At 58.8% G+C, this 15,704-nt stretch carries 18 protein-coding genes; 3 read left to right on the top strand and 15 right to left on the bottom strand.

Annotated features, from left to right (window positions below; genetic code table 11):
- Positions 1-179: 179 nt before the first annotated feature.
- Positions 180-1,232 carry a nuclease-related domain-containing protein gene (locus QVZ43_RS02945; protein ID WP_302908809.1) on the bottom strand — a complete coding sequence of 351 codons (1,053 nt, stop codon included), beginning with the start codon at positions 1,230-1,232 and terminating at the stop codon, positions 180-182.
- Between the two features lie 217 nt (positions 1,233-1,449).
- On the opposite strand from QVZ43_RS02945, the gene QVZ43_RS02950 reads away from it, so the two are divergent.
- Positions 1,450-1,794 (top strand): PBPRA1643 family SWIM/SEC-C metal-binding motif protein, encoded by a 345-nt coding sequence (locus tag QVZ43_RS02950; protein ID WP_302908810.1) that lies wholly within the window; start codon positions 1,450-1,452, stop codon positions 1,792-1,794.
- Between the two features lie 29 nt (positions 1,795-1,823).
- Entirely contained in the window at positions 1,824-2,270 is a 447-nt protein-coding gene (locus QVZ43_RS02955) for a DUF3010 family protein (protein ID WP_302908811.1), read from the top strand.
- Here QVZ43_RS02955 and QVZ43_RS02960 read toward each other — a convergent pair.
- The 14 genes from QVZ43_RS02960 to urtA form a co-directional block, all read right to left on the bottom strand.
- Complete coding sequence (locus tag QVZ43_RS02960) at positions 2,263-2,550, bottom strand: hypothetical protein (protein WP_263283017.1); 288 nt, start codon at positions 2,548-2,550, stop codon at positions 2,263-2,265. The genes QVZ43_RS02955 and QVZ43_RS02960 overlap by 8 nt on opposite strands.
- A 158-nt stretch (positions 2,551-2,708) precedes the next feature.
- On the bottom strand, positions 2,709-2,894 hold the full coding sequence (locus QVZ43_RS02965) for a hypothetical protein (protein ID WP_302908812.1): 186 nt from the start codon (positions 2,892-2,894) through the stop codon (positions 2,709-2,711).
- Between the two features lie 40 nt (positions 2,895-2,934).
- Positions 2,935-3,573, bottom strand: coding sequence for an urease accessory protein UreG (gene ureG, locus QVZ43_RS02970; protein WP_223794301.1), 639 nt, complete (start codon positions 3,571-3,573; stop codon positions 2,935-2,937).
- Between the two features lie 192 nt (positions 3,574-3,765).
- Complete coding sequence (locus tag QVZ43_RS02975; RefSeq protein WP_302908813.1) at positions 3,766-4,470, bottom strand: urease accessory protein UreF; 705 nt, start codon at positions 4,468-4,470, stop codon at positions 3,766-3,768.
- The gene (ureE, locus tag QVZ43_RS02980; protein WP_302908814.1) at positions 4,454-4,975 is read right to left on the bottom strand and encodes an urease accessory protein UreE; all 522 of its coding nucleotides are present in this window, start codon (positions 4,973-4,975) and stop codon (positions 4,454-4,456) included. The genes QVZ43_RS02975 and ureE overlap by 17 nt, the downstream gene beginning before the upstream one ends.
- Positions 4,976-4,999: 24 nt before the next feature.
- Positions 5,000-6,703, bottom strand: a complete 1,704-nt coding sequence (gene ureC, locus QVZ43_RS02985) for an urease subunit alpha (protein WP_302908815.1) — start codon at positions 6,701-6,703, stop codon at positions 5,000-5,002.
- Between the two features lie 150 nt (positions 6,704-6,853).
- Positions 6,854-7,165 carry an urease subunit beta gene (locus tag QVZ43_RS02990; protein ID WP_223794305.1) on the bottom strand — a complete coding sequence of 104 codons (312 nt, stop codon included), beginning with the start codon at positions 7,163-7,165 and terminating at the stop codon, positions 6,854-6,856.
- Positions 7,166-7,177: 12 nt separating this feature from the next.
- On the bottom strand, positions 7,178-7,480 hold the full coding sequence (gene ureA, locus QVZ43_RS02995; RefSeq protein WP_206644057.1) for an urease subunit gamma: 303 nt from the start codon (positions 7,478-7,480) through the stop codon (positions 7,178-7,180).
- A 173-nt stretch (positions 7,481-7,653) separates the two neighbouring features.
- Positions 7,654-8,559 (bottom strand): urease accessory protein UreD, encoded by a 906-nt coding sequence (locus QVZ43_RS03000; protein ID WP_302908816.1) that lies wholly within the window; start codon positions 8,557-8,559, stop codon positions 7,654-7,656.
- Positions 8,556-9,254, bottom strand: a complete 699-nt coding sequence (gene urtE, locus QVZ43_RS03005) for an urea ABC transporter ATP-binding subunit UrtE (protein ID WP_302908817.1) — start codon at positions 9,252-9,254, stop codon at positions 8,556-8,558. The genes QVZ43_RS03000 and urtE overlap by 4 nt, the downstream gene beginning before the upstream one ends.
- Positions 9,254-10,060, bottom strand: a complete 807-nt coding sequence (gene urtD, locus QVZ43_RS03010; protein ID WP_302909634.1) for an urea ABC transporter ATP-binding protein UrtD — start codon at positions 10,058-10,060, stop codon at positions 9,254-9,256. The genes urtE and urtD overlap by 1 nt, the downstream gene beginning before the upstream one ends.
- Positions 10,061-10,074: 14 nt before the next feature.
- Positions 10,075-11,217 (bottom strand): urea ABC transporter permease subunit UrtC, encoded by a 1,143-nt coding sequence (gene urtC / locus QVZ43_RS03015; protein ID WP_223794309.1) that lies wholly within the window; start codon positions 11,215-11,217, stop codon positions 10,075-10,077.
- A 179-nt stretch (positions 11,218-11,396) separates the two neighbouring features.
- Positions 11,397-13,001, bottom strand: a complete 1,605-nt coding sequence (gene urtB, locus QVZ43_RS03020) for an urea ABC transporter permease subunit UrtB (RefSeq protein WP_302908818.1) — start codon at positions 12,999-13,001, stop codon at positions 11,397-11,399.
- A gap of 86 nt (positions 13,002-13,087) precedes the next feature.
- Positions 13,088-14,386 (bottom strand): urea ABC transporter substrate-binding protein, encoded by a 1,299-nt coding sequence (gene urtA, locus QVZ43_RS03025; RefSeq protein ID WP_223794311.1) that lies wholly within the window; start codon positions 14,384-14,386, stop codon positions 13,088-13,090.
- Between the two features lie 368 nt (positions 14,387-14,754).
- Between urtA and QVZ43_RS03030 the strand changes: the two genes are divergently transcribed.
- Positions 14,755-15,474, top strand: a complete 720-nt coding sequence (locus tag QVZ43_RS03030; protein WP_302908819.1) for a GntR family transcriptional regulator — start codon at positions 14,755-14,757, stop codon at positions 15,472-15,474.
- The last annotated feature ends 230 nt before the right edge of the window (positions 15,475-15,704 follow it).

The raw sequence follows: 15,704 nt of genomic DNA on the forward strand, positions 1-15,704 counted from the left end.
TGTGTGGTTCTGCTCCACTGATTCCTGTACTTGGGTCAGCAACGGAATCTTATGGCGGGCCAGTGAGCTGTTTGAAATGAGCTTCCGGGATAAGAGCCCCTTTTACATCAAGAGTCCGGAGAAATAGATCTACCTCGATGTACTTGCGTCCTCTAAGCCGCTGGCTAATCTTTTACGATTCAGCGCACTTCCCCTTGCAGAACCTTATACCTATTACACGCCTTATCTCTGTCTCTGAGAAGGCGAGGGTCGTGATTGCCAATCGCGGCAGCGATTAATGCATTACACGTCTGCCGCGCCAAGAACAGTTCTGAGGGGGGTTGCTTATCGGGCTGAACACTGGTGCCGGAAGAGGCGTCTCGCGCAACGGCAACTGAACCAGTTTGAGATGCGCTTTGCGACTGAGGAGGAATGGGCTGAGGTACGCTTTCACTCCGCTGTTCAACGCTCCTTTTCTTGCCTATTTCCATCGCCCCCGAAACAAAATTCGAATAGGCGTTTACGCCAATCACACCGATTCCCAACAACAAAACCGGAAAAACCAGTAGCTTGCGAGATTCCCAATTCGGGCGGCGGGGCGCATCACCGTAACGCTCGGCCACCAGACCTCTCACATGCCGAACATGGGCCCGGTCGGTGGCGAATGATTCCCTGAGGCGACCGGATGCCATCTTTTCGCGAACCTCGGCAACCTGCTCCTGGCTCAGCACCAAATCCCGTTGGGACTTGATGTACCTTACATACCCGAGCCCCTGAGTCACGTTTTCTGGCATGGGCGTCTTGAAGGTGCTGCCCCCCACAAACACCACCACCGAATACATCTGATGGTCACCCAGCCCGAGGAGCGTCTGAACCGTTTTTACATGCTTGTAGTTCTGGTGCAGCGGGTTCTGGAATTTGTGGTTGGAGCGATAAATCTTCTGGGTCCAGAAGCGCTGATGAGGGCCACCGAAGATCCAGCCCTTCATGTTCTTGGTCTCAACAACGAAAACCCCAAACTCCGAAATCAGAACATGGTCGATCTGTGTGCTGCCGTCTTCTGAAGGGAGGGTAACGTTCTTGATGAGGTGATACTGGGATTTGTCCAGAAACCACCGCGCGGAGAGGTTGACCAGGAACTCGCCAAATTTACCCTTGAGCCACGGTGACTTGATCAGGCCAGCCATCATTGCCAGAGGCAACAGGTACCAGAGTGCAGCAATAAGGGGCTGGTAAGCCGGGCTCAAATCCATTTCTTCAACATCCCTGTTTCATTTACTTGCAAAAAACCGACGTGAAACATAAATCAGTCTTTGCTTCAGCACCGCAGGATTTTTGTAACGCCGCGCGAGTACAACATCAAACGATCGTGGCCGGGAAGCTATATCTGCCTATATCACCGTTTCAGCAAGCATGCTAAAAGACTGCTCCCGGCAGTGGGCTGGGACTTCTCTCCATCAGGAACTCAGCATGTCAGATAAATTTTTCTACAAAGGTCGTCAGGACGCACGCCAGCATCATACCGCTTATGGCGGCTTTGAAACCAAGGCCAGCAAAAAAAGTGGCAGCAAGAAGTACCCACTGACTCTGGTGGTTACCAGTGAAGCCCGCAAGCAGGAAATTGAAGCACAGGTCGCCGAAGCGAAGCTGTATGCCAATATATCCGTTGATACCCGCGAGGGCGCCGTTCAATCCATCAACGAACTCACCGCTATCCTGAACAAGGGCGGAACGGTCACCACCGTAAAACCACCCTCCCGGAACGATTTATGTCACTGTGGTAGTGGAATCAAATTCAAGAAGTGCTGCGGCTAACGACAACCGGTGTGCAGAGGGCAAGTGCTATGATTGTTTGTGGGGTGGAACTGACTGGCAGCGATGCGGTGGTGTGTTTGCTGAATATGGACAGAGGGCAGTTCAACCTGCCGGAGTGCAAGGTTCGCAAAGTGTCACTGCCGAAAAATCATAGCCGTGACGATCTGAAGCAATTCCAGACGACCTTTGCGGAGTTGATGGCCGAGTACGGAGTCACCTGTGTCGCGATAAAAGAACGGATGCAAAAAGGCAAATTTGCCGGCGGCGCCATCAGCTTCAAAATGGAAGCGGCCATTCAACTAATCAACAGTGCTGAGCTTACGGTCACCTTGCTGTCACCCCAACTGATCAAGTCCACCCTGGCATCCAACCCGCTGCCCATTGCGTTTGCCGATACGGGATTGAAGGTTTTTCAGGAAACGGCCTTTATCGCCGCCTATGTAGGACAGCTGCAAGGTGGTGCCGGCTCTAACTGAGAACGGAAATTCCGTCGATCTCAGTCACCGTTTTGGCATCCGCCCGCTCGATGATTTTCAGAAGGGCGGATTGAATGGTTTCATCTTCCCGGGCGTCCCCACCACTCACAAACCTTTGTTTCTGAGGCTCTGCGCCCTCTTTCTCGGTAAAATAAATAACGACTTCAGTGGCTGAGTCTGGCGTCTTACCAAAGTACTCCAGCGCAACTAACGGATAGCCGTGAAAGCCTTTCTTAACCTGCTTTGCAATACGCTTTTTTGCTTTATCCAATTGCATCATAAAGGCCTGTCGCTGGGATTGTCCTCAGAGTGCCACATGAACGACAGTTCAACAACTTATGCTCGTTTTGCTTACGCACATCGACATTTCAGCGATAAAAAAGCTGCACAGTCTCCCGTACAGCCTTCATTCTTTGGCAATAAGGAAAGGCTTTGCGCTCAGTCCTCGTTTCGCTCACTCACCTTCCGGTAGGCTGTCAGCACAATCGCACCAACGATCCCTGCCGCAAACAGATACTCAATGTGCATTACGTTACCAATAGCCTCATGCCCTGAATGTGCGAGCACGTTTGCAGAAGCTAATAGCAGTCCAGCACTGGCACCAATCTTTTGAATTCTTCTCATGTTTGTCTCTCCGTGAACGGTTTAAACCAAAACTGTTTGATCAGGCGGAAGCGGCCACTTTCTCAGGCCGGCGTTCCGGCAGCATGCCTCGCTCCAAAATAAAGCTGATGATGGTGTCCAGCCCTACGCCGTCATACAGGTTGGTGAACACGAAGGGGCGTTCGCCACGCATTTTTTTGGAATCCCGCTCCATCACTTCCAGGGAGGCGTGGACCTGTTCGGCGATGTCGATCTTGTTGATGATCAGCAGGTCGGATTTGGTGATGCCAGGGCCGCCTTTGCGGGGGATTTTGTCGCCGGCGGAGACGTCGATCACGTACAGGGTAAGATCGGACAGTTCCGGGCTGAAGGTGGCGGAGAGGTTGTCACCGCCGGATTCCACCAGCACCAGTTCCAGGCCCGGGTGGCGGGACTGGAGGTCGTCGATGGCTGCCAGGTTCATGGAGGCATCTTCACGGATGGCGGTGTGCGGGCAGCCGCCGGTTTCTACTCCCAGGATGCGGTCTGCTGGCAGGGCTTCGTGGCGCAGCAGGAAGTCTGCGTCTTCGCGGGTGTAGATGTCGTTGGTGACCACGGCGATGTTGTAGTGGTCCCGCAGGGCTTTACACAGCTGCCGCAGGAGGGCGGTTTTGCCGGAACCGACGGGGCCGCCGACGCCTACTCGCAAACAATGTGTCATGGTTAACTCCTTTTCGTCGTTGTTTCTCTTGTCTCTATCACTCCGAGCACAGCGGCAATCGGGGAGTCCCTTCCGAGACTCGCTCAAGCACATCCCTGTGGCGCTCGAGCTCCGCCATCCATGGCTCCGCACGGTCCCGAAAGGGACTCCCCGCTCACCGCTCCATGCTTCAGAGTGGCGTTCAATCTGTTACTAGCTTCGGAACAATCTCGAATACTGGGTTTCATGTAAGGCGCTGCCGAGGGCTAACCCGGGCAGCACCGGTCCTAATTCGTCGTCTTCCAGGCTCAGGGCCTTGTCCACTGCGGTGACTAGTTTGGGCCGCAGTTGTTCGGTTAACCGCTGGGCGGCGGTGTGGCCCACGGGCATGGCCTTGCACGCCACCGCCAGCTGGTTTTCGAGCCAGGCCCAGGCGAAGCCCAGCAGGGTCTGGCGAACGGGTACGCCCCGGCTGTAGGCCGCCCACGCGAACATCGTGGGGTAACCGGGTTCCGCTGGCAGTGTGGCGTTGCCTTGTTCCGGCTCGGGCAGCAGGTTGAGGCTGCCGAGCAGGCGAACCAGAGCACCGCCGAGGCGAATGTCTTCATCGCTCAGTTCGGCGGTTTCCCGGGTGGCGTGCAGCCACTGGTTCCATCGGGCGATGCTTTCACTGTCGGCTTCGGACCAGGCTTTCTGAACCCGGGCCAACAGGGGCAGTTCGCAGCGGGTCAGGCCGTCTTCCAGCACGCCTTCCAGCCAGTCGCCCAGTTCGGCTTCGGTGGTTACCCACTGCAGCTCGAACGCGCTTTCCAGGCCCTGGGACCAGGCGAAGGCGCCGATGGGCAGTGCCGGGCTGACCAGTTGCAGCAGGCCCAGCAGGGCCAGGTCGCCGGAGGCCGGATCAGTGGGTGTGACCATGGTGATGCCCGTGGCTGTGGCTATGAGTGTGTCCGTGGCTATGGCCGTGGGAGTGCCCCTGCCCTGCCTGGGCGTATGCGCCGGGTTCTGGATCGAACTGGGCGGTGTGGTGGGTGAGTTTGGCCCCCAGGCGCTCGGCCAGTTCTTCCAGTACGTGATCTGGTGGGAAGCGTACCCAGCCGCCTTTGTCGTCGTGGCCTATGGCAAGGGTGACGTGGCGGTTGCCCAGGTGATAGCACAGGCGCGCCAGCGGCAGGCCAGCTTCGATTCGGGCGGTCACCACCGGTTCTTCAGCAGCACGGATGCGGATGATCTCGCCGGTTTTGGCTTGCAGCAGGTCGCCGTCCCGCAGTACCTGGCCCCGTTCCAGAAACAGGCCCACGTCCAGGTTGGTGACGGTGGTGGCACGCAGCCGGCCCCGGATGCGCAGCTCGTAGGGCAGGATGAGGCTATCGTGGATTTCGGTGCTGTCTACGTCGTTGATGCGTTGTGTCAGTTCCAACATGTTGTTTTTCTCCTTCGTCCCGGCTCAGAACAAGTGGTAACGCTGGGCCAGGGGTAGTTCTGTGGCGGGCTCGCAGGTGAGCAGCTCGCCATCGGCGTGTACTTCGTAGGTTTGCGGGTCCACAGTCAGGTGTGGGCACGCGTCGTTCAGTTTCATGTCGCTCTTGCGCACTTCGCGCACGCCTTTGCAGGCGGACAAAGGGCTGTCCAACCCCAGTTCCTTGCCAATGCCGGCATCCAGCGCGGCCTGGCTGACAAACGTCAGGCGGGTGGCGCTGGCGGCTTTGCCGAAGGCACCAAACATCGGGCGGTAGTGAACCGGTTGCGGTGTGGGGATGGAGGCATTCGGGTCACCCATGGGGGCGGCGGCGATCATGCCGCCTTTGATGATGCAGGCCGGCTTCACGCCGAAGAACGCGGGGCTCCACAAGCACAGGTCCGCCAGCTTGCCCACTTCCACAGAGCCCACTTCATGCGCCAGGCCGTGGGTGATGGCGGAGTTGATGGTGTACTTGGCGATGTAGCGCTTGGCGCGGAAGTTGTCAGCACCCAGTTCTTCGTCTTCCGGCAACAGGCCGCGCTGGACTTTCATTTTGTGGGCGGTTTGCCAGGTACGGCAGACCACTTCGCCCACCCGGCCCATGGCCTGGGAGTCGGAGGAAATCATGGAGATCACGCCCATGTCGTGCAGGATGTCCTCGGCGGCGATGGTTTCCCGGCGGATGCGGGAATCGGCGAAGGCGACGTCTTCCGGGATGTTCGGGTCCAGGTGGTGGCACACCATCAGCATGTCGAGGTGCTCGTCCACGGTGTTGATGGTGTAGGGCCGTGTCGGGTTGGTGGACGACGGCAGCACGTAATCCTTCGAGCAGGCGGTGATAATATCCGGCGCGTGTCCGCCGCCGGCACCTTCGGTGTGGAAGGTGTGGATGCAGCGGCCCTTGAAGGCGGCCAGGGTGTCTTCCACGAAGCCGGATTCGTTCAGGGTGTCGGTGTGAATGGCCACCTGCACGTCGTACTGGTCGGCAACGGTGAGGCAGTTGTCGATGGCCGCCGGGGTGGTGCCCCAGTCTTCGTGCAGCTTAAGGCCGATGACGCCAGCTTTGATCTGGTCTTCAAGCGCATCCGGCAGCGAGGCGTTGCCCTTGCCAAGGAAGCCGATGTTCATAGGCAGCTCATCCACGGCTTGCAGCATTTTGCCAATGTGCCAGGCACCCGGAGTACAGGTAGTGGCGTTGGTGCCGGTGGCCGGGCCGGTGCCGCCGCCGAGCATGGTGGTGATGCCGCTCATCAGGGCTTCTTCAACCTGCTGGGGGCAGATGAAGTGAATGTGGGGGTCGATGCCACCGGCGGTGAGGATTTTGCCTTCACCAGCGATAACTTCGGTGCCTGGGCCGATAACAATGTGGACGTCTGGCTGGGTGTCCGGGTTGCCGGCTTTGCCGATGGCGGCGATGCGGCCCTTCTGGATGCCCACGTCGGCTTTGACGATGCCCCACCAGTCGAGGATGAGGGCGTTGGTGATGACGGTGTCCATCACGGTGTCGTCGTTGCGCTGGCTCTGGCCCATGCCGTCGCGGATGACTTTGCCGCCGCCGAATTTTACTTCGTCGCCGTAGTGGGTGTAGTCCTGCTCGACTTCAATCCACAGTTCGGTGTCGCCCAGGCGCACCCGGTCGCCCACGGTGGGGCCGTACATGTCGGCGTAGGCTTGTCTGCTGATTTTCATGCTTTCCCTCATTTTCCTTTTGGGAGCAAGAGCCAGCGGGACTGGCCTTCCGAAACACGCTCAAGCACATCCATGTGGCGCTTGAGCTTCACCATCCATGGCTCAGCACAGTTTCGGAAGGCCACTCCCACTCACTCCCCAAATTCCGATTTAGCTGTCCAGTTTTCCCATGACTTCGCCGCGGAAGCCGTAGATTTCGCGGCCGCCAGCGAAGGGAATCAGGGTGACTTCGCGGGTCTGGCCCGGTTCGAAACGGATGGCCGTTCCGGCTGCGATGTCCAGCCGCAGGCCACGGGCCTTGGCGCGGTCAAAGTCGAGCGCCGGGTTGGCTTCGGCAAAGTGGTAGTGGGAACCGATCTGCACGGGGCGGTCGCCGGTGTTGGCCACTTCGATGGTGGTGCGTTCGCGGCCGGCGCAGAGTTCGATGTCGCCGTCCTGGATCTGGTATTCGCCGGGAATCATCTCAGCCACTCCTCAAACAATAGGGTTATGAACCGTCACGAGTTTCGTGCCGTCGGGGAATGTCGCTTCCACCTGCACTTCGTGGATCATGTCGGCTACGCCGTCCATGACGTCATCCCGGGTGAGGATTTCGGTGCCGGAGCTCATCAATTCGGCTACGGAGCGGCCTTCGCGGGCGCCTTCCATGATTTCGGCGCTGATCAGGGCGATGGCTTCCGGGTAGTTCAGCTTCAGGCCTTTGGCCTTGCGGCGTTCGGCGAGCAGTGCTGCGGTGAACAGCAGCAGCTTGTCTTTGTCTCTGGGCGTTAGCTCCATTGCTCTACTCCGTTGTTTGTTCTTTTAAATGCGAATAACTCACAGGATCGAGAGAAGTGGGCAGGTTCGTCCATTCGGGACCATCGGCAGCATGGATGCTGCCGCTGAGCTTACATGGACGTATTCACAGCGTGTCCCGGAGGGACATACCTGCCCGCTTCCCACTCCTAAAGTCACGTCAGCCAAATCCTTGGTATATGCGCTTCCAGCCCCGTAAGGCGCGGCCGCAGGATTTCCCAGGCCTGCTGACACAGGGCCCAGGCTTCGTTTCGTTCGTTGCCGAGATAACGCAACAGCACCGCGCCCCGGCGCCGGGTAATCGCCCAGCGGTGATTCTCGGGCAGAGCCTCGCGCACCGCTTCGATGGCTTCGACTTCGTCTTCCAGCCCCACTGCCCAAAGCGTGGCCTGTACGGTGGCGCCACCCTGCCCCCATTTGCCGGCGAAACGCGGATGGTTGGGGTCAAGGGGCTGGCGCTCCAGCCACAGGGGCTGGCCGTCCATGGTCAGGCGGAATTGCTGTTCCAGGTGGCCAGACACAAACGGCAGGCGGCTGGCCGGGCGACCCAGGGCGAGGATTTCCCAGCCCAGTGTGCGGGCGCCCGTTTGCAATTCGATGGTGGTACTTTGCTCACCCCGGGAACCGTCAAAGGCCAGGGTTTCCTGGGGCAGGTATTCGAGAATGGCGTCTTTAGCCACGGTTAACTTGGTGTGCTGGCCCCAGGCCACGCCGTGGCTGTCAGCCTTGTAGAGCTTGGCGGCGGCGGGGGTGGTCAGCAGGGCGTGGGCACCCTCGCCTACCTCGGCTTCGATGCACAGAACGTCGCCACTGACCAGACCACCGGGCGGGTGCAGCAGGTACACGTGGCAACAGCCTTCCGGGCCTTCCGGGTAGAACGGGCGCTGAACCCGCAAAGGCCCCTGATGGTGACGGCGGGTCAGGCGGGTAACGTTCCGTTCGCCCTCTTCCCGGGCAATAAACCCCAGGGACAGGGACGCCGCCCATTGCCGGTCGGTATCGAAGCGGTGGCCGGAGTCGTTCGCCGCTTCCTGGTTGCCGATGGGTTGAAACGCGGTCATACGGTCAGGTGCTTCTTAATCAGTTCATCGGACAGTTCGGCAATCTCGCCCTGGGCTACCGGGCGGCCACGGTCGAGGATGGCGAAGCGGTCGGCGTACTTGCGAGCGAACGGCAGCTTCTGCTCCACCAGAAGAACCGTCAGGCCGTCTTCGTCGATCAGCTTACGGATGACTTCACCGATCTGGGCGACGATGTTGGGCTGAATGCCTTCACCGGGTTCGTCCAGAATCAGCAGGCGGGGTTCAATCACCAGAGCCCGGCCAATGGCCAGTTGCTGTTGCTGGCCGCCCGAGAGGTCACCGCCGCGGCGGTTTTTCATTTCTTTGAGCACAGGGAAGAGTTCGTACACCCGCTCCGGGATTTTCTTGCTGCCGTCGGCGCGAACCGCCAGGCCGGTGCGCAGGTTTTCTTCCACAGTCAGCAACGGGAATATCTGCCGGCCCTGGGGTACGTAGCCGATGCCAAGCCTTGGGCGGTCTTCCATTTTGCGAGTGGTGAGTTCCACATCCTGCGCGAATTCGATGGAGCCGCTTTTCGGGGTTTCTTCACCCATGATGCATTTCATCAGGGTGGTCTTGCCCACGCCGTTGCGGCCCATCACGCAGGTGCACTTGCCCTGGGGCACATCCAGATGCAGATCCCAGAGGGTATGGCTTTCGCCGTAGAAATGGTTTAACTGGTCGATCTTCAGCATCAGGCTTCCTCCCCCAGATACACCTTGACGACTTCCGGGTCATTGGAGACCTGATCCATGGTGCCTTCCGCCAGCACACTGCCCTGGTGCAACACCGTCACCTTGCGGGCGATGGAGCGGACGAAGCCCATGTCGTGCTCAACCACCACCACCGATTGCTTGCCGGCCAGGCTGGTGAGCAATTCGGCAGTGCGTTCCATTTCTTGTTCGGTCATACCCGCCACCGGCTCGTCCACCAGCAACAGGCGGGGCTTCTGCATCAGCAGCATGCCGATTTCCAACCACTGTTTCTGGCCGTGGGAGAGAATGCCCGCTTCACGGTCCCGCAGCCGGGTCAGGCCGATCAGGGTCAGCACTTCGTCGATACGATCACGCTGTTCGCCGGCCAGCTTCGAGGTGAGTGTCGGTAGTACCCGCTTGTCGGTGGCCATGGCCAGTTCGAGGTTTTCGAACACGGTGAGAGCTTCGAACACGGTGGGTTTCTGGAATTTGCGGCCGATGCCGAGGCTGGCGATGTCCGGCTCGTTCATCCTGAGCAGGTTATGACGACTGCCAAACCAGACCGAGCCGGTATCCGGGCGGGTTTTACCGGTGATGATGTCCATCATGGTGGTTTTGCCCGCGCCGTTGGGGCCGATAATGCAGCGCAGTTCGCCGTCGTCGATGGTGAGGTTCAGGTTATTGATGGCCTTGAAGCCATCGAAGCTGACGCTGACGTCTTCCAGGTACAGAATGCCGCCATGCCGGACGTCCACCGGGGAATGCTCTGGCACCAGGAATTCGAACACCCGGTCCCGGTTGGTCATTTCCTGGAAAATACTCATGCGGTGGCCTCCTGCGCTGCGCCTGACGCATCCTTATCGTCGCTGTCATCCCGGCGGTCTGCTTTCTTTCGTTTGCTGAGCAGACCCGCAATACCTTTGGGCAGGAACACGGTCACGAGCACAAACAACCCGCCCAGGGCGAACAGCCAGGCATCCGGCATGACTCCAGTAAAGACGGTCTTGGCGTAGTTCACCAGCAACGCGCCGATCACCGCACCATACAGGGTTGCCCGGCCACCCAACGCGACCCACACAACAATCTCAATGGAGAACAGGGGCGAGAACTCGCTCGGGTTGATAATGCCCACCTGAGGCACGTACAGGGCACCGGCCACACCCGCCAGCATCGCGGAGATGACAAACACGAACAGCTGCACCCGCTCAACCCGGTAGCCGAGGAAGCGGGTTCTGGCTTCGGCATCCCGGCAGGCGACACTGACCCGCCCCAGCTTGCTGGTGACGATGGCGCGGCAGATCACGTAACCGATGGCGAGGGCGATACCGCTGGCGATGAACAAGCCGAGCCGCGTGGCGTTGGTGCGCAGGTCAAAGCCGAGGATGTCTTTGAAGTCGGTCAGGCCGTTGTTGCCGCCAAAGCCCATTTCGTTGCGGAAGAAGGCCAGCATCAGGGCAAAGGTGAGCGCCTGGGTGATGATGGAGAGATACACCCCGGTGACCCGGGAGCGGAAGGCCAGGAAGCCGAACACCAGCGCCAGCAGGCCCGGGGCCAGCAGCACCATGATGAAGGCGAACCAGGCCATGTCGAAGCCATGCCAGTACCAGGGCAATTCCTGCCAGTTCAGGAACACCATGAAGTCCGGCAGGATCGGGTCGCCGTACACGCCCCGGTCGCCGATCTGGCGCATCAGGTACATGCCCATGGCATAGCCCCCAAGAGCGAAGAAAGCTCCGTGGCCCAGGCTGAGAATCCCCAGATAACCCCAGACCAGATCCACTGCTACGGCCAGCAGTGCGTAGCAGAGGTATTTACCCAACAAGGTGACGGTGTAGGAGCTAACATACAGGGCGCTGTCCTTCGGCATGGTGAGGTGCAGCACCGTCACCACCGCCAGCGCGGCGAACAGAACACCCAGAAAAATTTGCGTGGAGCGTTCCTGGAAAGGTTTAGTTAGCCACATAGTGGTGTCCCTTCTGGCTAATTATCTGATTCGCTGAGCCTCTGGGCACCTTGAGAGCAAGGCGCAGGGGAGAAGAATTGGTGGTTCCAAATCGAGACATTGCAACGCCGCTATCGAGGTGCACAGTGGCTCCCGCTAGCGCCTCGCAGTGGATTAAATAATTGGCTAGATGGGACACCTTATCCCTCCGCCGCACGGCCTTTCTGGGGAAAGAGTCCCCGGGGCCGCTTCTGGATGAACAGGATGATCAGGACCAGCACCATAATCTTGGCCAGCACGGCGCCCGCCCAGGGCTCCAGCAGCTGGTTGATGGTGCCCAGGGAAAGGCCCGCCAGCAAGGTGCCCCACAGGTTTCCGACACCGCCGAACACCACCACCATGAACGAATCGATGATGTAGCTCTGGCCCAGGTTCGGGCCGACGTTGGTGATCTGCGACAGCGCCACGCCTGCCAATCCGGCGACGCCAGAACCCAGTCCGAAGGTCAGGATGTCCACGCGGGTGGCGCGGATGCCCATAGACCGAGCCATAGCCCGATTCTGGGTGACGGCCCGCACTTCCAGGCCGAGGCGGGTTTTACGCATGATCAGCATCAGGCCGGCGAATACCACCAGCGCAAAGCCAATGACGTACATGCGGTTGAGTGTCAGGGACAGGGCTTCGTTGATCATCACCGAACCGCTCATCCAGTCGGGGGTGACCACGGTGCGGTTGAGCGGGGAAATCACGGTGCGGACAAGCTGCTGCAGGATCAGGCTGATGCCGAATGTCGCCAGCAGGGTTTCCAGCGGGCGGCCTTTGAGATGCTGGATCACCGACCGTTCGATGGCGATGCCAGCCATGGCCGCCACCAGGAAACCGGCGGGAATCGACAGAATCAGCGCAAGGCCCGGCTGGCCCGGCAACAGTTGCTGCATGCCCCAGGTGGTGTAGGCTCCCAGCATGATGAGTTCGCCGTGGGCCATATTGATCACGCCCATGACCCCGAAGGTAATAGCCAGGCCGATGGCCGCCAGCACCAGCACCGAACCCAGCGACAGACCGAAATACAGGGTTTCGGCCGCCCGGTTCAGTTTGAGTTTCTGTTCGATACTTTTCAGCGCGATCTTAGCCGCTGAAACCAGCTGCGGGTTGTCGCTGCGTGTGGCCTGCTGCAGCGCCGCTCGGGCCTCGGAGTTGAGGCTGCCGGACAATACCGCCACAGCGGCCACGTCGCCCAGCTCTTCCACCTGATAGATGGCCAGTGCTTCTGTCAGCGCCGCCTGAACCGATCCACTCTCTTCAGCTTCGATCAGCTCCGGAAGGCGCTCGGCCAGGGAGCCGTCCACGCTGCCTTTAAGGGCGCGGGCGGCGGATAAACGTTTGCCCTTGTCGGGACTTTTCAGGTCAATGACTGACAGGATGCCTTCCAGCTCATTCCGCAGTGAGTTATTGACCCGAATGGTGTCAATGTCGCGGCGGGACAATTCACCCAGATTCTCGCCGGTCAGGGCGCTGGCGACGGTCCAGTTCCGGCCACGATTCTTGAGAACGATGATGAAGTCGCCGCTCGATTCAATGCGGCCCAGTTTGTTGGCCGCGAAGGCTTCAAGCCAGCCTCGGGCACGCTCATCGCCGCTGCCGGCGATTTGATTGATCACGTCCTTTTTAGCGGCGAAGGAGGATTCCGCCAGTTGCGTCAGCAGCTGCTGGGCCTCCGAATCCTCCACTTGCGCGGAAACCAGACCGGGAGCGAATAAGAACCAGACAAGCAGAAGCTGACTGAGCCATCGGATGATGCCCATGGGTTGCGTCCTGTCCATGAGAGTTGGAGGGGCTGAGTTGCGAACGGGGCCAAAGCCCCGCCCGCAGTCAGGTCAGGCTTCGGCTATTAGTTGGAAGCAACGTCAGCCTTGCCGCCACAAGTGCCGGTAACCACATTGAAGTTTCCGCACTCGAGAGGCTTGCGCCAGTCACTGATCAGGTCCTTGGAGTCTGGCAGGAAGTCAGACCAGGCATCGCCGGCAACGGTGGATGGAGTTTCCCAGACGACGGAGAACTGACCGTTATCCTGAATCTCACCAATCAGCACCGGCTTGGTGATGTGGTGGTTCGGCATCATGGTGGCGTAACCACCGGTCAGGTTCGGTACGGCAACACCGATTATGGCGTCTTTCACCGCGTCTACGTCTGCAGTACCGGCCTTCTTGACCGCTTCGATGTACATGTTGAAGCCGATGTAGTGCGCTTCCATCGGGTCGTTGGTCACGGCGTCTTCTTTGCCGGTGTAATCAACCCAGGCATCGATGAAGTCGTAGTTGGCATCCGCATCCACGCTCATGAAGTAGTTCCAGGCGGCCAGGTGACCCACCAGAGGACCGGTATCGATACCGGACAGCTCCTGCTCGCCTACCGAGAACGCAACAACCGGGATGTCAGCGGCGTCGATGCCCTGGTTACCCAGTTCGCGGTAGAAAGGCACGTTGGCGTCACCGTTGATGGTAGACACCACCGCAGTCTTCTTGCCGGCGCTACCGAACTTCTTGATGTCGGACACGATGGACTGCCAGTTGGAGTGACCGAACGGCGTGTAGTTGATCATGATGTCGTCCGCGGCCACGCCCTTGTCCTTCAGGTAGGTCTCAAGGATCTTGTTGGTGGTACGTGGGTAGACGTAGTCGGTACCGGCCAGCACCCAGCGCTCAACGCCGATATCGTTCATCAGGTAATCCACGGCAGGAATGGCTTGCTGGTTGGGCGCGGCACCGGTGTAAAACACATTTTCGGAGGATTCTTCACCCTCGTACTGAACCGGGTAGAACAGCAGGCCGTTCAGCTCTTCAACCACAGGAAGAACGGACTTGCGAGATACAGACGTCCAGTTACCGAAGATAACGTCTACTTCTTCTTTTTCCAGCAATTCACGGGCTTTCTCGGCGAACAGCGGCCAGTTGGAGGCCGGGTCTACAACGACCGGCTCAAGCTGACGTCCCAGAACACCACCAGCTTCGTTCTGTTTTTCGATCAGCATCAGCATGGTGTCCTTCAAGGTGGACTCACTGATGGCCATGGTGCCTGACAGGGAGTGCAGAATACCCACCTTGATGGGATCTTCAGCAGCAACAGAGTGCATAGACACTGACAGAGCCAGTGCCGAGAGACCTACCTTCACGTGTTTTTTGATGTTCATTGTGCGTCATCCTTCCAGTGGTTGTCGTGAGATTGTTAGTTCTTCTTTAACGCACACCGAAGACTGCATTAGCCGTTCCACATTTAAAATTTCACATTAATTTTCATGAACTTAACTGGTATACAAGGCTGTATTCACCGCCTCAGAACCATTTTCCACACCCTGTAGCGCACCAAAACCGGATAAAAAATAACCGCATGCGCCCTATTGGTGCGCCAGTATTCTGCCTGCCCCATCACCAATCCTGTAAACCAATGAAAAACATAGAGATAAAACACAAATCACTGGTGGCATGAGCTTTGCGGACCGAAGGTAGAGATCCACTCAGCTCGCCCAATCACGACCTCACGTCACGGAGAAACCGTGCAATGCCAAATGACACGGACGCAAGAAGGGGCAGTATGTCGGAGCAGGTCTATGACGGCCTGAAAGCTGATTTCTTCGCTTTTCGGCTGATGCCAGGGGACCGGTTCAGTGAAGGCGAAGTGGCCACCCGACTGCATGCCAGCCGAACGCCGGTGCGGGAAGCCCTGTACCGGCTTCAGAGAGAAGGCTACGTTGAGGTGTTGTTCCGGAGTGGCTGGCGGGTTAGGCCATTCGACCCGCAGCAACTGGACGAACTGTTCGAACTGAGGCTCACCATCGAACTGGCGGCGCTGGAAAAACTCTGCTCTCGGCCGGAGATGGGCACGCCACTCCGCGCACTGCTGCGGTTTCATGCCCACACAACGGCTTCCGAACGACCCGGACCTGACGGACAGCCGGACACCTGCTTTCACCGCGCACTGGTCACGTCAGCGGGTAACCGGGAAATGATCCGTATTCACGGCGAAGTCACGGAGCGGTTGCGCCTGGCACTCACCCTTGGGCTGAGTCAGTGCGGCGACACCAGCGACCGGACCACGACTCATTCCGATATTCTCTCTGCCCTGCTCAACAGGGATACCGAGCTTGCCCGAACACGCCTGACCCAACACATCCGCGACGCGCAAAGGCGGGTTCAGGAGATTTTCAAAACAAACGATTCCAGAAACTCCGCTGAGCCACCGTTTCAGAACGAATCCCGCTGGAGAGCCCGAAAATACTGAACTCCCGTTCATTTTTGGTACGCAGTATCACCTACAAAACCGTAGGAAATATCGCACAACGTCCCAAGCGTTTTTCCGATGCTGCGCGGGTAATTGCCAGGACTAGAATGGAAAGCGTCAAGGATGACACGCCAGCAAGGAACGTTGGCTCAAGGATGAGAGTTCCAGGTACTGGAGCCGCCCCATGGACCGGGGTTACAGGGAAGATAGCAAGGATGAAGTGCTCAGGA

This window comes from Marinobacter suaedae (assembly GCF_030519635.1).
Classification (GTDB): domain Bacteria; phylum Pseudomonadota; class Gammaproteobacteria; order Pseudomonadales; family Oleiphilaceae; genus Marinobacter; species Marinobacter suaedae.